We start from the raw sequence: 19,804 nt of genomic DNA, 5'->3' as shown, positions 1-19,804 counted from the left end.
CTAGCCGCTGGCAACGTTCACGCCTATGGGACGAATCCGAATTTATCGAAGGCGTCGAATGAACTGGTTTGGAATCCTTGTCCTGGGAGCGGCCGTCGGGCTGTTCGGCCGATGGCTGCATCCGATGCGGCGCACGAGCCGGCCGGCATGGTGGATCGCGGTGCTCGTCGGCATCGCGGGCGCGGCCGCCGCCCGAATGGCCGGCAATCTCTCGGGACTGTTTTACGATGGCGAGACGCTCGAATGGCCGGTCTGCACCGGCGTCGCGTTCCTCGCCGTAGCCGTGACGGTCGCACTGTCGGCCCGTCGCTGAATGCTCTCAGGTGAAATCATGAATGCCCGTCTCCCCGAAGTCTCGTCGGTGCCGGCCCGCCTCGCGCTGCTGCGCGGCGCCATGGCCCGCGAGGGCCTGGCCGCCTATCTCGTGCCGTCCGCCGATCCCCACCTGTCCGAGTACCTGCCCGAACGCTGGCAGGCCCGCCGCTGGCTGTCCGGTTTCACGGGCTCGGTCGGCACGCTGGTCGTGACCGCGGATTTCGCGGGGCTGTGGGTCGACAGCCGCTACTGGGTGCAGGCCGACGCCGAGCTGGCCGGCACGGGCGTGCAGTTGATGAAGATGACGGGCGGGCAGCAGAGCGCGCCGCACGTCGACTGGCTCGCGCAGAACGTGGCGGCGGGCGCGACGGTGGGTGTCGACGGCGCCGTGCTCGGTGTCGCGGCCGCGCGCGGGTTGACGGCCGCGCTGAGCGCACGCGGCATCGCGCTGCGCACCGATCTCGACCTGCTCGACGCGATCTGGCCCGAGCGGCCGGGGTTGCCCGGCGATGCGGTGTTCGAGCATGCCGCGCCGCAGGCCGACACGACGCGCGCGAGCAAGCTGGCCGAAGTGCGCCGCGCGATGCGCGCGCAGGGCGCGCAGTGGCATTTCGTGTCGACGCTCGACGATCTCGCATGGCTGTTCAACCTGCGCGGCGCCGACGTCAACTTCAATCCGGTGTTCGTTGCGCACGCAATGATCGGCGCCGATCGCGCGACGCTGTTCGTCGCCAGCGGCAAGGTGTCGCCGGCGCTGGCCGCGTCGCTCGCGCAGGACGGCGTCGACGTTCGTGCGTACGACGCCGCGCGCGCATCGCTCGCGGCCTTGCCCGACGGCGCGACGCTGCTGGTCGACCCGCGCCGCGTGACGTTCGGCACGCTCGAGGCCGTGCCGGCCGGCGTGAAGCTCATCGAGGCCGTGAATCCGTCGACGTTCGCGAAGTCGCGCAAGACGTCCACCGAGATCGAGCACGTGCGCGTGACGATGGAGCACGACGGCGCCGCGCTCGCGGAGTTCTTCGCGTGGTTCGAACAGGCGGTGAACCGCGAGACGATCACCGAGCTGACGATCGAGCAGAAACTCACGGCCGCGCGCGCACGGCGCCCCGGTTACGTGTCGCCGAGCTTCGCGACGATCGCCGGGTTCAACGCGAACGGCGCGATGCCGCACTACCACGCGACGGCTGAGTCGCACGCGACGATCGCCGGCGACGGCCTGCTGCTGATCGATTCGGGCGGGCAGTACACGACGGGCACGACCGACATCACGCGCGTCGTGCCGGTCGGTACCGTCAGCGACCTGCAGCGGCGCGATTTCACGATCGTGCTGAAATCGATGATGGCGCTGTCGCGCGCACGCTTTCCGCGCGGCATCCGCTCGCCGATGCTCGACGCGATCGCGCGCGCGCCGATGTGGTCGGCCGGGCTCGACTACGGCCACGGCACCGGGCATGGCGTCGGTTACTTCCTGAACGTGCACGAGGGCCCGCAGGTCATCTCGCACTACGCGCCGGCCGAGCCGCACACGGCGATGGAAGAGGGCATGATCACGTCGATCGAGCCGGGCGTATACCGCCCCGGTCAGTGGGGTATCCGGATCGAGAACCTGGTCGTGAATCGCGCGGCCGGGCAGACCGAGTTCGGCGATTTCCTTGCGTTCGAGACGTTGACGCTGTGCCCGATCGACACGCGCTGCGTGCTGATCGAGATGCTGCACGACGAAGAGCGCGCGTGGCTGAACACGTATCACGCGACGGTGCGCGAGCGCGTCGGCCGGCACCTGAGCGGCGATGCCAGGGCGTGGCTCGACGCACGCACGCAGCCGATCTGACGCAACGCGCTTCAGTGGCCGGGCGACGGCCGGACAACAACAGCGAGGGCAACACATGGCGGACACCGCAGTGATCGTGGTCGACATGCAGCGCGGGCTGGTGGAGCGGGCGCAGCCCGCTTACCGGCTCGACGACGTGGTGTCGGGCATCAACCGGTTGACGGCGGCGGCACGCGCGGCGAACGCGCCCGTATGCTTCGTGCAGCACGACGGCGACGCGGACGACGACATCGTGCCCGGCACGTCGGGCTGGGAGCTGCATGCGGGGCTGGTCGTCGGGAGCGACGACTGGCGTGTGCGCAAGCAGGCGAGCGACTCGTTCCACGACACGCCGCTCGCGGCGCAGCTCGAGCGCCACGGCATCCGTTCGGTGCTGATCTGCGGTTATGCGACCGAGTTCTGCGTCGATTCGGCCGCGCGCCGTGCGGCGCTGCTCGGCTACCGGACGACCGTCGTGTCCGACTTGCACACGACGAACGAGCGTGCGCACCTGTCGGCCGCGCAGATCGTCGCGCACCACCACTTCATCTGGCAAAACAATTCGCTGTCGGGCAACGCGGTGACGCCGCGTCCGCTCGCGGACGTGCTGGCCACGGAGTTCGCATGACGATCAAGGCTGTGGTGTTCGATTTCGGCGGCGTGCTGATCGACTGGAGCCCCGAGTACCTTTACCGGGAACTGATTCCCGACGACGCCGAGCGCCGCTGGTTTCTCACGCACGTTTGCGCGATGGACTGGGTGATCCGCCAGGACGGCGGGCAGACGATCGAGGAAGGTACGGCCGAACTCGTCGCGAAGTTTCCCGGGCACGAGGCGCTGATCCGGGCGTTCTACGCGCGCTGGCACGAGATGATCGGCGGCGTGCTCGACGAAGGCGCCGCGCTCGTCGACCGGCTCGACGCGCAGGGGATGCCGCTGTTCGGGCTGACGAACTGGTCCGCGCAGACGTTTCCGTATGCGTGGGAAAACTTCCCGGTGCTGCGGCGTTTCAAGGACATCGTCGTGTCGGGCCGCGTGAAGCTCGTGAAACCCGATCCGGCGATCTACCGCGAGATGCACGCGCGGATCGACCCGCACCTGCCGGGTATCGCGCCGCACGAACTCGTGTTCATCGACGACAACGCGAAGAACGCGGCGGCCGCGACGGCGCTCGGCTGGCACGGCATTCACCACACGAGCGCGGCGGCGACCGAAGCGCGGCTGCGCGAACTGGGCGCGCTCGCCTAGGCGGAGGGCGAGCGGCGGTCGAAAAAAAAGCGGGCCACGGGCCCGCTTTTTCGTTTTGCCGATCCGGAAGCGGCCGCCTTCGGCGACCGGCCCCGCGTTGCCGCAGTGCCGGGCGCCCGGGCCGCGACGTTCAGCGGCTGATCGGCTTGTAGCGCAGCCGCTTCGGCTTCGCGGCTTCCTCGCCGAGGCGCGCACGCTTGTCCGCTTCGTATTCCTGGTAGTTGCCGTCGAAGAACGTGACCTGCGAGTCGCCTTCGAACGCGAGGATGTGCGTCGCGATCCGGTCGAGGAACCAGCGATCGTGCGAGATCACCATCACCGAGCCCGCGAATTCGAGCAGGGCATCTTCCAGCGCGCGCAGCGTTTCGACGTCGAGGTCGTTCGACGGTTCGTCCAGCAGCAGCACGTTGCCGCCCGAGATCAGCGTCTTCGCGAGGTGCAGGCGGCCGCGTTCACCGCCCGACAGGTTGCCGACGATCTTCTGCTGGTCGCCGCCCTTGAAGTTGAAGCGGCCGATGTACGCGCGCGACGGCGTTTCGTACTTGCCGACCGTCAGCACGTCGGCGCCGCCCGAGATTTCCTCGAACACCGTCTTCGAGCCGTCGAGCGCGTCGCGGCTCTGATCGACATACGCGAGCTTCACCGTCGGGCCCATCACGACCTCGCCCGAATCCGGCTGTTCCTTGCCCGTCAGCATCCGGAACAGCGTCGACTTGCCGGCGCCGTTCGGACCGATGATGCCGACGATCGCGCCCGCCGGGATCTTGAGGTTCAGGTTGTCGATCAGCAGGCGGTCGCCGAACGCCTTGCTGACGTTCTTGAACTCGATCACTTCATTGCCCAGGCGGTCGCCGACCGGGATGAAGATTTCCTGCGTCTCGTTGCGCTTCTGGTATTCCTGACTGTTCAGCTCCTCGAAGCGCGCGATACGCGCCTTCGACTTCGCCTGACGGCCCTTCGGGTTCTGGCGCACCCACTCCAGTTCCTTCTTGATCGCCTTCTGGCGCGCCGACTCCGACGCTTCTTCCTGCTTCAGGCGTTCTTCCTTCTGGTCGAGCCAGCTGCTGTAGTTGCCCTTCCACGGAATGCCGTGGCCGCGGTCGAGTTCGAGAATCCACTCGGCCGCGTTGTCGAGGAAGTAGCGATCGTGCGTGACGGCGACGACGGTGCCCGGGAAGCGCACCAGGAACTGCTCGAGCCAGTCGACCGATTCGGCGTCGAGGTGGTTGGTCGGTTCGTCGAGCAGCAGCATGTCGGGTTTTTCGAGCAGCAGCTTGCACAGCGCGACGCGGCGCTTTTCGCCGCCCGACAGGTGTTCGATCTTCGCGTCCCACGGCGGCAGGCGCAGCGCGTCGGCGGCCACTTCGAGCTGCTGCTCGGGGCTGCCGCCGTCGCTCGACGCGAGGATCGCCTCGTACTTCGCCTGTTCGGCCGCGAGCGCGTCGAAATCGGCGTCCGGCTCGGCATAGGCCGCGTAGATTTCCTCGAGCTTCTTGTTGGCCTGGAACAGGTCGCCGAGACCGTCCTCGACGGCTTCGCGCACCGTCTTCGTCGGGTCGAGCTGCGGTTCCTGCGGCAGGTAGCCGATGTTCAGGTTCGGCATCGGCGTCGCTTCGCCTTCGATGTCCTTGTCGACGCCCGCCATGATGCGGATCAGCGTCGACTTGCCCGAGCCGTTCAGGCCGAGCACGCCGATCTTCGCGCCGGGAAAGAACGACAGCGAGATGTCCTTCAGGATCTGGCGCTTGGGCGGCACGATCTTGCCGACCCGGTTCATCGTGAAAACGTATTGGGCCATTTGGGTGTGAAAGTCAGAAATGGTTGAGACTGCCGCGCAGCGCGCTGGCGTGGCGGCGTCGGGTGATTCGGTACGGAGCGTGCCGCGCGGGGCGCGGCGGCGTCGCCTGGTGTCGGCGGCGCGAGCGGCTATTGTACTTCGCCGCCAGCTGCCGCTGGCGCGGCGCAGGCATTCGGGCGTGCCGCGCTCACAGCCACGCGGCGACGCCGCCGTGCCCCGAGCACGTGCCGCGCCGATGGCGGCTGAAGCTGTACGTGTCGTCCCGGCAGCGCGCGCTCGCGCCTTCGGGCACGCGGCCCGATCTGGAATGCGCGGGCGCATGCACGGTCTCGCCGTCGCGGTTGCGATACGTGTCGTGACGGTCGAGATCGGCTTCGTTGCCGTAGCCGGGCGGTGCGCGGTATGCGTGCGCCGGAACGGGCACGGTGGCGCATGCGACGAAGAGCGCGGCCGACAGGGTCGCGATGTGCGTCGCGCGGCGCAGCAGGGCAGGCATGGTCTCTCTCTCGGTCGGTATGTTGTTGTCGATGTCGGGCCGCCGGCCCGCGCCGCATGTTAGCCGATCGGTTCCGGATCGGCGTCGGCGCTGCGGAACAGAGCGACGTTACGCCGCGCCGGACATCGACGCCGCGCCGTCGGCCTGCGCGGCATCGAGAATCCAGCGGCGGAACGCGGCCACCTTCGGCCGCTCCGCGTGATGCGGCGGGTAGACGAGGTAGTACGCGAAATCGTCGAGCCACGCGACGTCGGCGAGCTGCACGAGCCGGCCGCTTGCCAGCTCGCCGCGCACCATCGCCGCCGGCAGCAGCCCGGCGCCCTGACCGGCGGCGATCGCCTGCAGCAACAGGCCCGAGTCGTCGAACGCGGGGCCGCGCGGCGGGCCGAAATCGTCGATCCGCTGCGCGCCGAACCAGATGTGCCAGCCCTTGCGCTCGGCGTCGTGCAAGTGCGGCCAGCCGACGAGATCGGCCGGCGTCGCCGGCATGCCGAGCCGCGCGACGAGGTCGGGCGACGCAAGGGCCACGATCTCCACCGTCAGCAGGCGCTCGCTGCACAGCCCGATGTAACGCCCGAGGCCGTGACGGATCGCGACGTCGACGCCGTCGCGCGAAAAATCCGCCAGCGCGTGGCTCGTGACGACCTGCAGGTCGACGTCCGGGCAAGCCTCCCGGAACTGCGCGAGGCGCGGCACGAGCCATGCGGACGCGAAGAACGGCGTGACGCTCACCGTCAGCACGCCGCTGTCGGCGGCGCCCGACACACGCTGCGACGCATCGGCGATCTGCCGGAACGCGTTGCGCACCGGCGGCAGGTAGTCGCGGCCGGCGGCCGTCAGCAGGATGCCGCGGTTGACGCGCTCGAACAGCTGCACGCCGAGATGCGTCTCGAGCGTGCGGATCATCTGGCTCACCGCGCCGGGCGTGACCGACAGTTCCTCGGCCGCCGATTTCACCGACAGGTGGCGGGCGGCCGCTTCGAATGCGCGCAGCGCGTTGAGGGGCGGCAGGCGGGAACGATTCATTCAGTTTTTCTAAAGCGAAAGGCCGACGAAATATCGTTTGAGGCGATGCGTACGCGCGAGTACCGTTGTCGCGTCGGATCACATTGTTTGTGGCTGCCTGTCGGCGGCCGATGTGATCAACATAGTTCAACTATATCCATGAGGCAATCCGGACGCCGCTCGGCGGCCGGTGCGACCTGAGAGGAGCATCGTCATGAACCGCCCGGGCGCATCGCGCCTCTTTTATGGCTGGTACGTGGTTGCGGCTGCGTTTGCCGTCACGTTCGTCGGGTTTGGCAGCGCCTATACGTTCAGCGCGTTCGTCGAGTCGCTGCAGCGGGATTTCGCCGCATCGCGCGGGCAGATCTCGCTCGTGTTCTCGCTCGCCGGCTTCCTGTATTTCGGTTTCGGCATTGTCAGCGGGCCGCTTGCCGATCGCTTCGGCTCGCGGCGCCTCGCCGTCGCCGGGATGCTGCTGACGGCCGCCGGGCTCGCGGCCGCCGGCGCCGCGCACACGCTGGTGCAGGTTTATGTCGCGTACGGGCTGGGTGTCGGTCTCGGCGTTGGCTGCGCGTATGTGCCGGCCGTCGGCGCCGTGCAGCGCTGGTTCGTGCGCCGGCGCGGCTTTGCATCGGGGCTCGCGGTCGCGGGGATCGGCGTCGGCACGCTCGTGATGCCGCCGCTCGCGTCCGCGCTGATCGCGCATGTCGGCTGGCGCGGCGCGTATTTCACGCTGGCCGTGATTGCGGTGGTGGTGGGGGCTGGCATGTCGCTGCTGATCGAGAACGATCCGCGCGGGCGTGGACTGTTGCCCGACGGCGATGTCGCCGGCGACGGCGGCCGGAACGCCGGTGCGGCGGCGGCCGCCGCGACCGTGCATGCCGGCGCGACGGTGCGCGAAGCCGTCACGTCGCGGCCGTTCGCGAGCCTCTACGCGGCATGCCTCGTGTGCTCGTTCGGCGTGTTCGTCCCGTTCGTTCACCTCGTGCCGTACGCGCTCGATCATGGCGTCGCGCCATCGACGGCCGTGCTGCTGCTCGGCGCGATCGGCGTCGGCAGCACGGCCGGCCGCTTCTTCCTCGGCGGCCTCGCTGACCGCTTCGGCCGCCGCGCATCGCTGCTCGCGATGTTCGCGGGCATGGCCGTCGCGCTCGTTGCGTGGGCGGGCGCCGGCACCGTCGCGACGCTTGCCGCGTTCGCACTCGTGTTCGGCGTGTTCTACGGCGGCTGGGTCGCCGTGCTGCCGGCAGTCGTGATGGACTACTTCGGCGGGCGCAACGTGAGCGCGATCATCGGCATCCTGTATACGAGCGTCGCGTTCGGCACGCTGATCGGGCCGGCCGCCGCCGGCTTCATCTACGACGCGGGGGGCGGCTATCTCGTGCCGATCCTCGCGAGCGCCGTCGCGAATGCGATCGCATTCGCCATCGTCGCGACCACCGGACGGGCGCCGGCAGCCGCGCGTGCGGTCCGCGGATAAACACATCCGGCTGGGCGCGCCGGACGATTTCCGGTAGGGTGGCCGGACCGTCAACCATCGACGAACGGTCGGGGAGGCATCGTGACATTCGACGAAGTCCGGCAGATCGCGCTGGCGTGGCGCGGTGTCGAGGAGGGCACGTCGTACGGCACGCCCGCACTCAAGGTGAAGGGCAAGATGCTCGCGCGGCTGCGCGAGGACGGCGACACGCTCGTCGTGAAGGGCGTCGGCCCCGACGAGCGCGCGTGGCTGATCGAATCGGAGCCCGACGTGTATTACGTGACCGATCACTATGTGGGCTGGCCGATCGTGCTGGTACGGCTGTCGGCCGCGCATCCCGACGCCGTGAAAAACCTGCTTCTGCGAGAATGGCACGCCATCGTACCGGCCAAGTGGCGCGACGAAGCGGCGCGCGGCTCGAACTGAGCGTTCGGCGCGCCACGCTGCCGACATACCTTTGACGCAAGCGATCCGACGGCTCGCAAGCCGGCGTCGCACCGGACCAAGCGTTGCATCGGTTCGCATCGATGCAACAAGTGGTTCCATCGAAGTTCTTCAATTGGTTCTTAGTGAAGAACCGTTTGATGCTTACACTCCTTCGCTTCGAAGGCGGCTGACGAAAGCCGATGGAAAGGGCGCACGCGATGCGCCGGCACCCTGCGTGCCGCATCGCACCCACAGCTTCGCAGACTGCGCGGCGCACCGACCCGACCGGCCCCGTCCGACCTCATGCCCGCGTGCGATGCACGCGCGGCCGTAGCCGGACTCAAGAACGACAACTCCCCGCGCCGCCTTCATGCGACTCCCGGTCGAACCGGAACCGTTTTTTGGAGAGAGACAGATGAGTGGAAGCAACACAGGCCTCGGCACGGGTCTGAAGCAGCGTCACGTGACGATGATGTCGATTGCCGGCGTCATCGGCGCGGGCTTGTTCGTCGGCTCCGGCCACGCGATCGCGGAAGCCGGTCCGGCGTCGATACTCGCGTATGCGATCGCGGGTGTATTGGTCGTCCTGGTGATGCGCATGCTCGGCGAGATGGCCGTCGCACATCCCGACAGCGGGTCGTTCTCGACCTATGCCGATCGCGCGATCGGCCACTGGGCCGGCTTCACGATCGGCTGGCTGTACTGGTGGTTCTGGGTGCTCGTGATCCCGATCGAGGCGACGGCCGCCGCAACCATCCTCAATGCCTGGTTCCCGGGCGTCGCGACCTGGATCTTCGCACTCGGCATCACACTCCTGCTTACCATCACCAACCTCTTTTCCGTCAAGAACTACGGCGAATTCGAATTCTGGTTCGCGCTGATCAAGGTCGTCGCGATCGTCGTGTTCCTGTGCATCGGCGGCGCGGCGATCGTCGGCATCGTGCCGGCGCCGGCCGTATCGGGCGTGTCGAACCTGTTCGCGCATCAAGGCTTCATGCCGAACGGCGCCGGTGCGGTGCTGGCAGCGATGCTGACGACGATGTTCTCGTTCCTCGGCACCGAGATCGTGACGATCGCGGCCGCCGAATCGGACAACCCGCAACGCCAGATCGTGCGTGCGACCAACTCGGTGATCTGGCGCATTACGCTGTTCTATCTCGGCTCGATTCTGGTCGTCGCGGCCATCGTGCCGTGGAACGATCCGCTGCTGCCGACGCACGGCTCGTATCAGCGCGCGATGGAGCTGATCGGCGTCCCGAACGCGAAGGCGATCATCGACGTGATCGTGCTCGTGTCGGTCGCGAGCTGCCTGAATTCGGCGCTGTACACGGCGTCGCGCATGCTGTTCTCGCTGTCGAAGCGCAACGACGCGCCTGCGTTCCTGCATCGTACCGATTCGACCGGCACGCCGCGGGCGGCCGTGCTCGCGTCGACGGCCTTCGGCTTCGTGACCGTGATCGCGAACTATCTGATGCCGGAGCACGTGTTCGGCTTCCTGCTCGCGACGTCGGGCGCGATCGCGCTGCTCGTGTACCTCGTGATCGCGATCTCGCAGCTGCGGATGCGCAAGACGCTCGAATCGAGCGGCGCCGACCTGACGCTGCGGATGTGGATGTTCCCGTGGCTCACGTGGGCCGTGATCCTGTTCATCTGCGGCACGTTGACCGTGATGTTCGTCAGCGAGGATCACCGGATGGAAGTGGGTGCGACGGTCGTGCTGGCGTTGCTTGTGCTGCTTGCGTCGTGGCTGAACAAGCGAGGTCGCGATGCGCAGGCGAATGCGGGGCGGCGGGTGTCGGCGATGTGAGGACGCGATGGCGCGGCGGCGAACCGAGTGTCCGCCGTCGGCGGGCGGGGAGATTTCCGTCATGAAAAATGGCCTGACCGGCAAAGCCGGTCGGGCCGTTTTTTTGAGGGGACAAGTGGATACCGCTTGCCGGGGGCGACACGGGGTGCTCGGCAACAGCGTGCGGCATTGGAATTTGCCGTCAAAAAATCGAACTCGTCTGATTTCGTTGGCGGCAACAACTTAATACATTGATCACTTCGATAACCGGGGTGAATCGATGAGCAAATCGATTGAGAATCCTTTGTTATGCGGCCAAATTCAGAAACTGGGCCGCAGGTTCGTTTCCGGATTCAGCACGTGTCTTTGCGTGTTCACCGTATCGAGACCAGCGCAATGAGCAGGTCGCCGATATCCCGTGTGCGCGTTGCATTTCATGCCCGCGACGGGTTCCCGTTGGAAGGCACATATTTTCCGTCGACTTCAGGCGCTTGCTTTCCCGTACTCATTTGTCCCGCGACAGGCATTCGTCAATCCTTTTATTTTCCGTTCGCAGATTGGCTGCGTGCCACCGGGTATCCAGTATTCGTATTCGATTACCGGGGGATGGGGGCGTCGCTCGACGTGCGTCATGTTCGCCAGTCGCGTGCACGCAAACAGGACTGGGGGCAGCTCGACATGCCCGCCGCGCTTGATTGGCTTCTCGGAGAGACCGGTGCGAGCGAAGCGCATCTGATCGGTCATAGTGCCGGCGCGCAACTGGTCGGCCTGATGCCGAATCACGCGTCGATCCGTTCGCTATGCGCGATTTCAGCGTCATCAGGATACGTCGGCAACATCCTGTGGCCGAATCGAATTATTGCGTTGTTGCTGGCGAATTTCTACGTCCCGGTTACTGCACGCCTGCTCGGTTATGTGCCGGCCAGGATGCTCGGTTGGGGCGACGATCTGCCCGCGCACGTCGGGCTTCAGTGGGCGCGATGGTGCCGCCATCCCGGGTACATGGCGAACGAGTTCGGGGTCGGCGTTGAGCACCACTATTACAACGAATTCTCCGCTCCGGTCACGGTAGTTGCAGCAACCGACGACCCGCTCGCAACGCTGGCCAACATCGAAGACTGGCTACGATGGTTGCCGCAAGCCAGAAGCGCTCTCCATTTCATCAGCCCGGAAAACTGCGATGGCCGAGCAATCGGTCACGTCGGCATGTTCCGCCGCCAGCATTCGTCGCTGTGGCCGGAACTCACCAGAGGATTGCGGAGCTGACGCTCAGGCGTGCTCGGGTCCTCGTACCAGGAGACCAGGATGGACGATTCGATCGGCATGAAGGCGCGCTTCAAAGCAGTCAGAAACGAGGCAAAGGAGACACGCGCGTCGCTTTACCATCTCACGAATCAATGCAACCTGCGCTGCAAGGGGTGCTGGTTCTTCGAAAACGAATTCGACGTCGCGTCGGATGAGTTGAGCGATACGTCACGTCTCGAGGCGCGTGTGAAGGATGAGGCCGAGCGCGGGATCAATGCACCATTGTTGATAGGCGGCGAGCCAGCGTTGTATCTGGATCGGATAAGCGTATTCAGGAAATACATGCCGAAAGTGTCCGTGTCGACAAACGGCCTTCGACGAATTCCATACGAGGGTTTCGAAGATGTCACCATTGCGGTCTCCGTGTTCGGTGGCGGGCCGCTGGACGACGAACTGCGCGCGATCGGACCGAACGGGAAGCGTTTCACCGGCCTGTTCGACAAAGCGTTGGCGAACTATCGCGACGACGAGCGTGCTGGATTTGTCTACGCTGTATCGATCGACGGAATTGCTTATATCGAAGAAACGGTGCGCAAGATCCGGGATAACGGAAATCGTCTGCTGTTCAACTACTACAGTCCATACGATGTTGCCGGACCGCTTCGTCGACGTGGCGAGGAGCAGCTCCTGAGCGTATTGCTCGAATTGAAAGTCAAATACCCTGAAACCGTGGCAAGCCATCCGTACTATCTGGCTGCACTCATGCGCGGGGAGACCGCATGGGGAACGTTCGGTCATTCCAGTTGCCCGAGTGTCAGCGAAGGTCATTCGCAGAACGCGGAACGGTTCGCTTCGGGGTGGCCTGCGTTGCCGAAATTCAATGCGTATTGCGCTGACCTGCATACGCTGGCTCGCTGCTGTACTTCAGGAGACTGTGCGAAATGTCGCGACAGCCAGGCAGTGATGTCGTGGTTGCTGGTCAACGCGAGGCATGTGCTGCAGGAAGACGATGGACTCAGGACGTGGACGGAGGTCGCGGAGAGTTATTTCAGCCAATTCGTCTGGTCAAGTTACCATCCGCGCAACCGCGTTGGGCGTACATTGGATCGCACAGCGCAGTAGCGCGGCGACTTAGCTCGAATTGAAAAGAAAAAAGCCCGCAAACGCGGGCCTTTTACACGGATACTGAAGCTACGCTCAGACGTTGAACAGGAAGTTCATCACGTCGCCGTCGTGCACGACATATTCCTTCCCTTCCGCGCGCATCTTGCCGGCTTCCTTCGCGCCTTGCTCGCCCTTGTACGTGACGTAGTCGTCGAACGCGATCGTCTGCGCGCGGATGAAGCCGCGCTCGAAGTCGGTGTGGATCACGCCGGCCGCCTGCGGGGCCGTATCGCCGATATGGATCGTCCACGCGCGCACTTCCTTCACGCCCGCGGTGAAGTAGGTCTGCAGGCCGAGCAGCTTGAAGCCCGCGCGGATCACGCGATCGAGGCCCGGCTCTTCCATGCCCATGTCGGCGAGGAACGCTTCCTTGTCCGCGTCGTCGAGATCGGCGATTTCCGCTTCGATCGCCGCGCACACGGCAACCACCGGCGCGTTTTCGCTTTCCGCGTACTTGCGCACCACGTCGAGGTGCGGATTGTTCTCGAAGCCGTCGTCCTTCACGTTGGCGACGTACATCGCCGGCTTTGCGGTGATCAGGCAGAACGGCTTGATCAGCGCCTCTTCGTCGTCCGACAGCGCGAGGCCGCGCACGGCCTTGCCCTGATCGAGTTGCGCGCGCACCTTGTCGAGCACCGCGACGAGCTTGCCCGCTTCCTTGTCGTTACCCGACTTCGCGGCCTTCGAATAGCGCGCGAGCGCCTTTTCGACGGTGCTCAGGTCGGCGAGTGCGAGTTCGGTGTTGATCACTTCGATGTCGTCGATCGGGCTGACCTTGCCGGCGACGTGAATGACGTTCTCGTCTTCGAAGCAGCGCACGACGTGCGTGATCGCGTCGGTTTCGCGGATGTTCGCGAGGAACTGGTTGCCGAGGCCTTCACCCTTGCTCGCGCCCGCGACGAGGCCGGCGATGTCGACGAATTCGACGACGGCCGGCACGACACGCTCCGGCTTGACGATCTCGGAGAGCGCGTTCAGGCGCGTATCGGGCACTTCGACGATGCCGACGTTCGGCTCGATCGTGCAGAACGGGTAGTTCTCGGCGGCGATGCCGGCCTTGGTCAGCGCATTGAACAGGGTGGACTTGCCGACGTTGGGCAAGCCGACGATGCCGCATTTGAGGCTCATGGAATCCTTCGGACGGGTAAAGCGGCGCGGCCGGACAGGGCACGGCGGCGCGGGAAAAAAGGGCGGCCGGCGCTTGGGGCGCGGCGGGCCGACGGTCAAAAGCGCTATTGTACCGTGCCGACGCCCCGGATTCCGGGCTTGCGCCGAACGGCAGATGCGGCGGGCCGCCGCGCCGCCGCATCCACCCGCGATTCTGCTGATTTCCCGCAAAGTCCGGCCGCGTAAGGGTTTGGCCCCGCGGCTATAATGCCCGCCATGACTGCCCACCACACCTTCGATGTCGCCGTGGTCGGCGGCGGGCTCGTCGGCAAGACGGCCGCGCTCGCGCTGACCCAGTCCGGCTACAAGACTGCCTTGCTCGCCCAGCCGGCCACGCCGCGCCCCGCCGATCTCGCGTTCGACACGCGCGTCTATGCGCTGTCGTCCAGCTCGCAGGCCTTGCTCGAGCGGCTGCGGGTCTGGCAGGCGCTCGACCACGGCCGGCTTGCGCCCGTCTACGACATGCGCGTGTACGGCGATGCGCACGCGGAACTGCATTTCTCTGCGTACCAGGCCTCCGTGCCGCAGCTCGCGTGGATCGCCGAATCGTCGCTGGTCGAGACGTCGCTGGACGCCGCGCTGCGGTTCCAGCCGAACCTCACGTGGTTCGATGCGCGCGCACAGGGCTTCGACGTGCGCGACGATGCGGCCGTGCTCACGCTGTCGTCGGGGCAGGTGCTGGAAGCGGATCTCATCGTCGGCGCCGACGGTGCGCATTCGTGGGTCCGTTCCCAAATGGGGGCCAAAGTCGAGCGGCGCGACTACCGGCAGACGGGCGTCGTCGCGAACTTCAAGGCGTCGCTGCCGCACCGCGAAACGGCTTACCAGTGGTTCCACGAAGGCGAGATCGTCGCGCTGCTGCCGCTGCCGGACGGTCACGTGTCGCTCGTGTGGTCCGCGCACACCGCCCATGCAGACAAACTGCTCGCGCTCGATCCGGCGCAGCTCGCGGCGGAGGTCGAGCGCGTGTCGCACGGCCAGGTCGGCGCGCTCGAATGCGTGACGCCGGCTGCCGGTTTCCCGCTGGCGCTGCAGACGGTCGACAAGCTGATCGCGCCGCGCGTCGCGCTCGTCGGCGATGCCGCGCACCTGATCCACCCGCTCGCGGGGCAGGGGATGAATCTCGGGCTGCGCGACGTCGCGGCGCTCGCCGACGCGATCGCGGGCAAGGAAAGTTTCCGCAACCTCGGCGATACGGTGCTGCTGCGCCGCTACGAGCGTTCGCGGCGCGAGGACATCCGCGCGCTGATGGTCGCGACCGACGGCCTGCAGCGGCTGTTCGCGGTGCCGGGCCCGCTCGCGAAGGCCATACGCAATGCGGGCATGGCATTCGTCGGCGCGCAGCCGCTCGTGAAACGCTGGCTCGTGTCCTCCGCGCTCGGTTGAGCGAACCTTCGGCCGTATCGCAGGTCGGACTCGGTTCCGTTACGGCGTACACTGTGCCGTGCACTCCGATTGAGCTGAAGGAAGATTTCGATGAAAAAAACGATCCGCATCGCGTCGCTGGCGCTGGCCGTCACGATGGCGACGCTGGGCTGCACCGCGCAGGCCGACCAAACCACCGACAAGCTGAAAGCGACGCTGCAGGCCCGTCTCGGCAACGACGCGCCGATCAAGAGCGTGTCGAAATCGCCGGTCGCGGGCCTTTACGAGGTGAACCTCGGCTCGCAGATCATCTATAGCGACGCGGCGGGCGACTACGTGCTGCTCGGCGATCTCGTCGACACCAAGACGCACAAGAACCTGACCGACGCCCGCCTGTCCGAAATCAACAAGATCGACTTCGCGAGCCTGCCGTTCGCGAATGCAATCAAGGTCGTCAAGGGCAACGGCGCACGCAAGATCGCGGTGTTCTCCGATCCGAACTGCCCGTACTGCAAGAAGCTCGAGACGACGCTGCAGTCGATCGACAACGTCACCGTCTACACGTTCCTGTACCCGGTGCTGTCGCCGGATTCGACCGTGAAGTCGAAGGCGATCTGGTGCGCGACCGACCGCGCGAAGACGTGGCAGAGCTGGATGCTCGACCATCACGCGCCGTCCGGCGCCGGCACCTGCGATACCAGCGCGCTCGACAAGAACCTCGCGCTTGGCCGCGGGATGAACGTCACGGGCACGCCGACGATCTTCCTGCCGGATGGCCGCCGCCTGCCGGGCGCGGTATCGGCCGATCAGCTCAATCAGGCGCTCGCCTCGAGCAAGTAACCGACCGACACGCCGGGCCGCATGGCCCGGCCAGCGAGGGGCGCCCGCATTATCTGCCGGCGCCTCTCTTCGTTTTCGCCGCCGTATTCGACCGATTGCCACGATGACCCAGCCGATCCGCTATTCGATTGTCCCGAAAGATCTTGCCGCGCACCTGTTCGAGGTGACGGTGACGGTCGCCGATCCCGATCCCGAAGGCCAGCGCTTCTCGCTGCCGGTGTGGATTCCGGGCAGCTATCTCGTGCGCGAGTTCGCGCGCAACATCGTGACGCTCGGCGCGTTCAACGACGCGGGCCGCAAGGTGCGGATCGCGAAAACCGACAAGCACACGTGGCAGGCCGCGCCCGTGAACGGCGCGCTGACGCTGCGCTACGACGTGTATGCGTGGGACCTGTCGGTGCGCTCCGCGTATCTCGATGAATCGGGCGGTTTCTTCAACGCGACGGCCGTGTTCCTGAGCGTCGCCGGCCGCGAGGATGTGCCGTGCGAAGTCGACATCGCGAAACCGGCCGGCGCGGCGTTCCGCACGTGGCGCGTCGGCACCGCGCTGCCCGAGGTGCGCGGCACGAAGCGCTACGGCTTCGGCGCGTATCGCGCGTCGAACTACGACGAGCTCACCGACCATCCGGTGACGATCGGCGAATTCGCGCTCGCGACGTTCGACGCGCACGGCGTGCCGCACGACATCGTGGTCGCGGGGCGCGTGACGCAGCTCGACCTGGAGCGGCTGCGTACCGACCTGAAGCGCGTGTGCGAAGCGCAGATCGCGCTGTTCGAGCCGAAATCGAAGAAGGCGCCGATGGACCGCTATGTGTTCATGACGCTCGCGGTCAGCGATGGCTACGGCGGCCTCGAGCATCGCGCGTCGACCGCGCTGATCTGCAACCGGACCGACCTGCCGGTGAAGGGGCGGCCCGAAACGACGGAAGGTTATCGCACGTACCTCGGCCTCTGCAGCCACGAGTACTTCCACACGTGGAACGTGAAGCGCATCAAGCCGGCGGCGTTCGTGCCGTACGACCTGACGCGCGAGAACTACACGTCGCTGTTGTGGCTGTTCGAAGGCTTCACGTCGTATTACGACGACCTGATGCTGGTGCGCAGCGGGCTGATGTCGCAGGACGAATATTTCGCGGCGCTCGGCCGCACGGTCGGCGGCGTGCTGCGCGGCACGGGCCGGCTCAAGCAGAGCGTCGCGGAAAGCTCGTTCGACGCGTGGATCAAGTACTACCGGCAGGACGAGAATGCGACCAACGCGATCGTCAGCTACTACACGAAGGGTTCGCTCGTCGCGCTCGCATTCGACCTCGCGATCCGTGCGCAGACGCGCAACCGGAAGTCGCTCGACGACGTGATGCGTCTGCTGTGGCAACGCTACGGCCGCGATTTCTACCGCGGCAAGCAGGCAGGCGTCGAGGAAAACGAAGTCGAGGCGCTGATCGAAGAGGCGACGGGTGTCGCGCTCGGCCGCCTGTTCGCCGACGCGGTGCACGGCACGCGTGACCTGCCGCTCGCCGAGTTGCTCGCGCCGTTCGGCGTGACGCTCGCGCCCGATGTCGCGATCGGCGCGGCCGCGAAACCGACGATCGGCGCGCGCCTGCGCGGCGGCGCGGACTGCACGTTCGCGGCCGTGTACGAAGGTGGCGCCGCGCATCGCGCGGGGCTGTCTGCCGGCGACACGCTGATCGCGGTCGACGGGCTGCGCGTCACGGGCACGAACCTCGACGCGCTGCTCGCGCGCTACCGGCCGGGCGACAAGGTCGAGGTTCACGCATTCCGCCGCGACGAGCTGCGCACCGCAAAGCTGAAGCTCGACGGTCCGGAAGTGACGCGTTACCGGCTGACGGCCGCTGCCAAGCCGGCGGCATCGCTCAAGGCCCGCGAAGCTTGGCTGAAGGGTTGACGACGCGAAGGCGGGAATCGGGGCGCGATCTGTAATTGTTCTGCTGTTGCAACAATCCGTCGCCCTGAACCCGCTTTTTCGCGCTCATGTGGCCACGCACAATGGCGTCACTCGCGCTACCGAAGCGCAACCCAACCGGAGCATGACATGACGACCATTCTGCAAATCAATTCCGCGGCGCGTTCGCAAGGCGCGCAATCCACGCTGCTGGCCAACGAACTGACGGCAAAGCTGCAACAATCGAACCCCGGCGCGAAGGTCGTGGTTCGCGATCTGCTGGCCGATGCGCTGCCGCACCTCGACGAATCGGTGCTCGGCGCGTTTTTCACGCCGGCCGAGAACCGCACCGCGGAGCAGAATGCGATCGTCGCTAAGAGCGATGCGCTGATCGCCGAACTGCAAGCCGCCGACACCATCGTGATCGGCGCGCCGATGTACAACTTCGGCATCTCGTCGCAACTGAAGACGTACTTCGACTGGATCGCCCGTGCAGGCGTCACGTTCCGCTACACCGAGAATGGTCCGGAAGGCCTGATCAAGGGCAAGAAGGTTCACGTGGTGACGGCTCGCGGCGGCAAGTACGCCGGTACGCCGAACGATAGCCAGACGCCGTACCTGCGCACGTTCCTCGGCTTCGTCGGCATGACCGACGTGAGCTTCATCTTCGCGGAAGGCCTGAACCTCGGGCCGGATGCGCAGAGCGCCGCGCTGGCCAGCGCACGCGAAGCGATCGCCGCTGCGTAAGGTCGACGCGGGTGCGACGCACCCGCTGGATCGTCCGATAAAAAAACGCCGCGTCCCCGAAGGGGCGCGGCGTTTTTGCATGCCGGCCGGCGAAACAACCGGCTTGGCCGTTACGCGAGCGTTTCGGCCACTTCCGGCAGGCGCCAGTCGATCGGTTCGCGGCTGGCTTCGACCAGATAGTCGTTCGCGAGCGCGAAATGGCGGCAGCCGAGGAAGCCGCGGTGTGCGGACAGCGGCGACGGATGCGGTGCCTCGAGCACGCAATGCGCGCTCGCGTCGAACAGCGCGCGCTTCGCCTGAGCGTGCGCACCCCACAGCATGAAGACGAGCCCGCGATGGCGGCCGGCGAGTTCGCGGATCAGCGTGTCCGTGCATTGCTCCCAGCCGCGCTTCGCGTGGCTCGCGGCCGCGCCGCGCTCGACCGTCAGCACGGTGTTGAGCAGCAGCACGCCCTGGCGCGCCCAGGTGTCGAGGCAACCGTGGCGCGGCGTTTCGTGACCGAAGTTCGCGGCGATTTCCTTGAAGATGTTGCGCAGCGACGGCGGCGTGCGGACGGCCGGCGGCACCGAGAACGCCAGGCCGTGTGCCTGCGGCGTGCCGCGATCGTCGCCGTGGTACGGGTCCTGGCCGAGGATCACGACCTTCACGTCGTCCGGGCTCGTCAGGCGCAGTGCGCGGAACACGTCGGTCGGGTAGACCGTCTTGCCGGCCGCACGCTCGTCGTCGACGAAGCGGCACAGCGGCGCGTATGCGTCGCTGTCGGTGAAGGGTTTCAGCACGTCGCGCCAGACGGCCGGCAGCGCGTCGAATTGCGCGGCGAGGTGCGGAACGTCGGCGGCAGCAGGCTGCGGCGCCGCGGCGGCCGGGGCAGCGGCTTTCTTTGCGGGCTTGCGGCCGGCCGCGGGCGACGCGGAAGCCGGGGACGGGGTTTCGGCCGGTGCCGTTTCCGGCACGGGATCATCGAATAGCGACGCCTGTTGCGGCGCGCGGGAAGTCTTGCGGGTTGCCATGC

The 19,804-nt window shown here is 66.5% G+C and carries 18 protein-coding genes; 13 read left to right on the top strand and 5 right to left on the bottom strand.

What is annotated here, in order from left to right; translation table 11 throughout:
- Window positions 1–58 precede the first annotated feature (58 nt).
- Genes ACTRWB_RS33220 through ACTRWB_RS33205 form a run of 4 tightly spaced genes read left to right on the top strand, consistent with a single transcriptional unit; the run spans window position 59 to window position 3,373 of the window.
- Window positions 59–313, top strand: coding sequence for a hypothetical protein (locus ACTRWB_RS33220; RefSeq protein ID WP_048251002.1), 255 nt, complete (start codon window positions 59–61; stop codon window positions 311–313).
- Window positions 314–331: 18 nt separating this feature from the next.
- Window positions 332–2,146, top strand: coding sequence for an aminopeptidase P family protein (locus tag ACTRWB_RS33215; protein WP_446904393.1), 1,815 nt, complete (start codon window positions 332–334; stop codon window positions 2,144–2,146).
- 55 nt (window positions 2,147–2,201) lie between these two features.
- Window positions 2,202–2,753, top strand: a complete 552-nt coding sequence (locus tag ACTRWB_RS33210; RefSeq protein WP_446904392.1) for a cysteine hydrolase family protein — start codon at window positions 2,202–2,204, stop codon at window positions 2,751–2,753.
- Window positions 2,750–3,373 carry an HAD family hydrolase gene (locus ACTRWB_RS33205; RefSeq protein WP_129513605.1) on the top strand — a complete coding sequence of 208 codons (624 nt, stop codon included), beginning with the start codon at window positions 2,750–2,752 and terminating at the stop codon, window positions 3,371–3,373. The genes ACTRWB_RS33210 and ACTRWB_RS33205 overlap by 4 nt, the downstream gene beginning before the upstream one ends.
- 130 nt (window positions 3,374–3,503) lie before the next feature.
- Here ACTRWB_RS33205 and ettA read toward each other — a convergent pair whose 3' ends face one another.
- From ettA to gcvA, 3 genes are all read right to left on the bottom strand, one after another.
- Entirely contained in the window at window positions 3,504–5,171 is a 1,668-nt protein-coding gene (gene ettA, locus ACTRWB_RS33200; RefSeq protein WP_048249762.1) for an energy-dependent translational throttle protein EttA, read from the bottom strand.
- Between the two features lie 187 nt (window positions 5,172–5,358).
- Window positions 5,359–5,667 carry a DUF3761 domain-containing protein gene (locus tag ACTRWB_RS33195; protein WP_446904391.1) on the bottom strand — a complete coding sequence of 103 codons (309 nt, stop codon included), beginning with the start codon at window positions 5,665–5,667 and terminating at the stop codon, window positions 5,359–5,361.
- 108 nt (window positions 5,668–5,775) lie between these two features.
- On the bottom strand, window positions 5,776–6,693 hold the full coding sequence (gene gcvA, locus ACTRWB_RS33190) for a transcriptional regulator GcvA (protein ID WP_343494150.1): 918 nt from the start codon (window positions 6,691–6,693) through the stop codon (window positions 5,776–5,778).
- A 193-nt stretch (window positions 6,694–6,886) separates the two neighbouring features.
- On the opposite strand from gcvA, the gene ACTRWB_RS33185 reads away from it, so the two are divergent.
- From ACTRWB_RS33185 to ACTRWB_RS33165, 5 genes are all read left to right on the top strand, one after another.
- A complete protein-coding gene (locus ACTRWB_RS33185; RefSeq protein ID WP_446904390.1) occupies window positions 6,887–8,152 on the top strand; it encodes an MFS transporter in 1,266 nt (421 codons plus the stop codon).
- Between the two features lie 81 nt (window positions 8,153–8,233).
- Window positions 8,234–8,578, top strand: coding sequence for an MmcQ/YjbR family DNA-binding protein (locus tag ACTRWB_RS33180; RefSeq protein ID WP_193097558.1), 345 nt, complete (start codon window positions 8,234–8,236; stop codon window positions 8,576–8,578).
- A 415-nt stretch (window positions 8,579–8,993) separates the two neighbouring features.
- Complete coding sequence (gene gabP / locus ACTRWB_RS33175; RefSeq protein ID WP_446904389.1) at window positions 8,994–10,385, top strand: GABA permease; 1,392 nt, start codon at window positions 8,994–8,996, stop codon at window positions 10,383–10,385.
- Window positions 10,386–10,760: 375 nt separating this feature from the next.
- A complete protein-coding gene (locus ACTRWB_RS33170) occupies window positions 10,761–11,630 on the top strand; it encodes an alpha/beta hydrolase family protein (protein WP_446904388.1) in 870 nt (289 codons plus the stop codon).
- Between the two features lie 39 nt (window positions 11,631–11,669).
- Window positions 11,670–12,731, top strand: a complete 1,062-nt coding sequence (locus ACTRWB_RS33165; RefSeq protein ID WP_446904387.1) for a radical SAM protein — start codon at window positions 11,670–11,672, stop codon at window positions 12,729–12,731.
- A gap of 75 nt (window positions 12,732–12,806) precedes the next feature.
- Here ACTRWB_RS33165 and ychF read toward each other — a convergent pair whose 3' ends face one another.
- Entirely contained in the window at window positions 12,807–13,901 is a 1,095-nt protein-coding gene (ychF, locus tag ACTRWB_RS33160; RefSeq protein WP_193097559.1) for a redox-regulated ATPase YchF, read from the bottom strand.
- Between the two features lie 246 nt (window positions 13,902–14,147).
- On the opposite strand from ychF, the gene ACTRWB_RS33155 reads away from it, so the two are divergent.
- From ACTRWB_RS33155 to ACTRWB_RS33140, 4 genes are all read left to right on the top strand, one after another.
- Window positions 14,148–15,326, top strand: a complete 1,179-nt coding sequence (locus ACTRWB_RS33155) for a UbiH/UbiF family hydroxylase (RefSeq protein WP_446904386.1) — start codon at window positions 14,148–14,150, stop codon at window positions 15,324–15,326.
- A 90-nt stretch (window positions 15,327–15,416) separates the two neighbouring features.
- On the top strand, window positions 15,417–16,145 hold the full coding sequence (locus tag ACTRWB_RS33150; protein WP_129513613.1) for a DsbC family protein: 729 nt from the start codon (window positions 15,417–15,419) through the stop codon (window positions 16,143–16,145).
- Window positions 16,146–16,248: 103 nt separating this feature from the next.
- Window positions 16,249–18,048 carry a M61 family metallopeptidase gene (locus tag ACTRWB_RS33145; protein ID WP_446904385.1) on the top strand — a complete coding sequence of 600 codons (1,800 nt, stop codon included), beginning with the start codon at window positions 16,249–16,251 and terminating at the stop codon, window positions 18,046–18,048.
- A gap of 147 nt (window positions 18,049–18,195) precedes the next feature.
- A complete protein-coding gene (locus ACTRWB_RS33140) occupies window positions 18,196–18,792 on the top strand; it encodes an FMN-dependent NADH-azoreductase (RefSeq protein ID WP_193097562.1) in 597 nt (198 codons plus the stop codon).
- Window positions 18,793–18,902: 110 nt separating this feature from the next.
- Here the strand turns inward: ACTRWB_RS33140 and ACTRWB_RS33135 are convergent, their stop codons facing one another.
- Window positions 18,903–19,802, bottom strand: coding sequence for a uracil-DNA glycosylase (locus tag ACTRWB_RS33135; RefSeq protein ID WP_446904384.1), 900 nt, complete (start codon window positions 19,800–19,802; stop codon window positions 18,903–18,905).
- Window positions 19,803–19,804: the final 2 nt, after the last annotated feature.

This window comes from Burkholderia sp. YIM B11467 (assembly GCF_052952715.1).
This window is presented reverse-complemented; position numbering and strand designations above follow the sequence as displayed.

Coding starts and splice junctions, on each gene's coding strand:
- ACTRWB_RS33170 (WP_446904388.1), top strand. CDS start 10,761: ATGAGCAGGTCGCCGATATCCCGTGTGCGCGTTGCATTTCATGCCCGC.
- ACTRWB_RS33145 (WP_446904385.1), top strand. CDS start 16,249: ATGACCCAGCCGATCCGCTATTCGATTGTCCCGAAAGATCTTGCCGCG.
- ACTRWB_RS33165 (WP_446904387.1), top strand. CDS start 11,670: ATGGACGATTCGATCGGCATGAAGGCGCGCTTCAAAGCAGTCAGAAAC.
- ettA (WP_048249762.1), bottom strand. CDS start 5,171: ATGGCCCAATACGTTTTCACGATGAACCGGGTCGGCAAGATCGTGCCG.
- ACTRWB_RS33220 (WP_048251002.1), top strand. CDS start 59: ATGAACTGGTTTGGAATCCTTGTCCTGGGAGCGGCCGTCGGGCTGTTC.
- ACTRWB_RS33155 (WP_446904386.1), top strand. CDS start 14,148: ATGCCCGCCATGACTGCCCACCACACCTTCGATGTCGCCGTGGTCGGC.
- ACTRWB_RS33185 (WP_446904390.1), top strand. CDS start 6,887: ATGAACCGCCCGGGCGCATCGCGCCTCTTTTATGGCTGGTACGTGGTT.
- gcvA (WP_343494150.1), bottom strand. CDS start 6,693: ATGAATCGTTCCCGCCTGCCGCCCCTCAACGCGCTGCGCGCATTCGAA.
- ACTRWB_RS33210 (WP_446904392.1), top strand. CDS start 2,202: ATGGCGGACACCGCAGTGATCGTGGTCGACATGCAGCGCGGGCTGGTG.
- ACTRWB_RS33195 (WP_446904391.1), bottom strand. CDS start 5,667: ATGCCTGCCCTGCTGCGCCGCGCGACGCACATCGCGACCCTGTCGGCC.
- ACTRWB_RS33140 (WP_193097562.1), top strand. CDS start 18,196: ATGACGACCATTCTGCAAATCAATTCCGCGGCGCGTTCGCAAGGCGCG.
- ACTRWB_RS33150 (WP_129513613.1), top strand. CDS start 15,417: ATGAAAAAAACGATCCGCATCGCGTCGCTGGCGCTGGCCGTCACGATG.
- ACTRWB_RS33215 (WP_446904393.1), top strand. CDS start 332: ATGAATGCCCGTCTCCCCGAAGTCTCGTCGGTGCCGGCCCGCCTCGCG.
- ACTRWB_RS33205 (WP_129513605.1), top strand. CDS start 2,750: ATGACGATCAAGGCTGTGGTGTTCGATTTCGGCGGCGTGCTGATCGAC.
- ACTRWB_RS33135 (WP_446904384.1), bottom strand. CDS start 19,802: ATGGCAACCCGCAAGACTTCCCGCGCGCCGCAACAGGCGTCGCTATTC.
- gabP (WP_446904389.1), top strand. CDS start 8,994: ATGAGTGGAAGCAACACAGGCCTCGGCACGGGTCTGAAGCAGCGTCAC.
- ychF (WP_193097559.1), bottom strand. CDS start 13,901: ATGAGCCTCAAATGCGGCATCGTCGGCTTGCCCAACGTCGGCAAGTCC.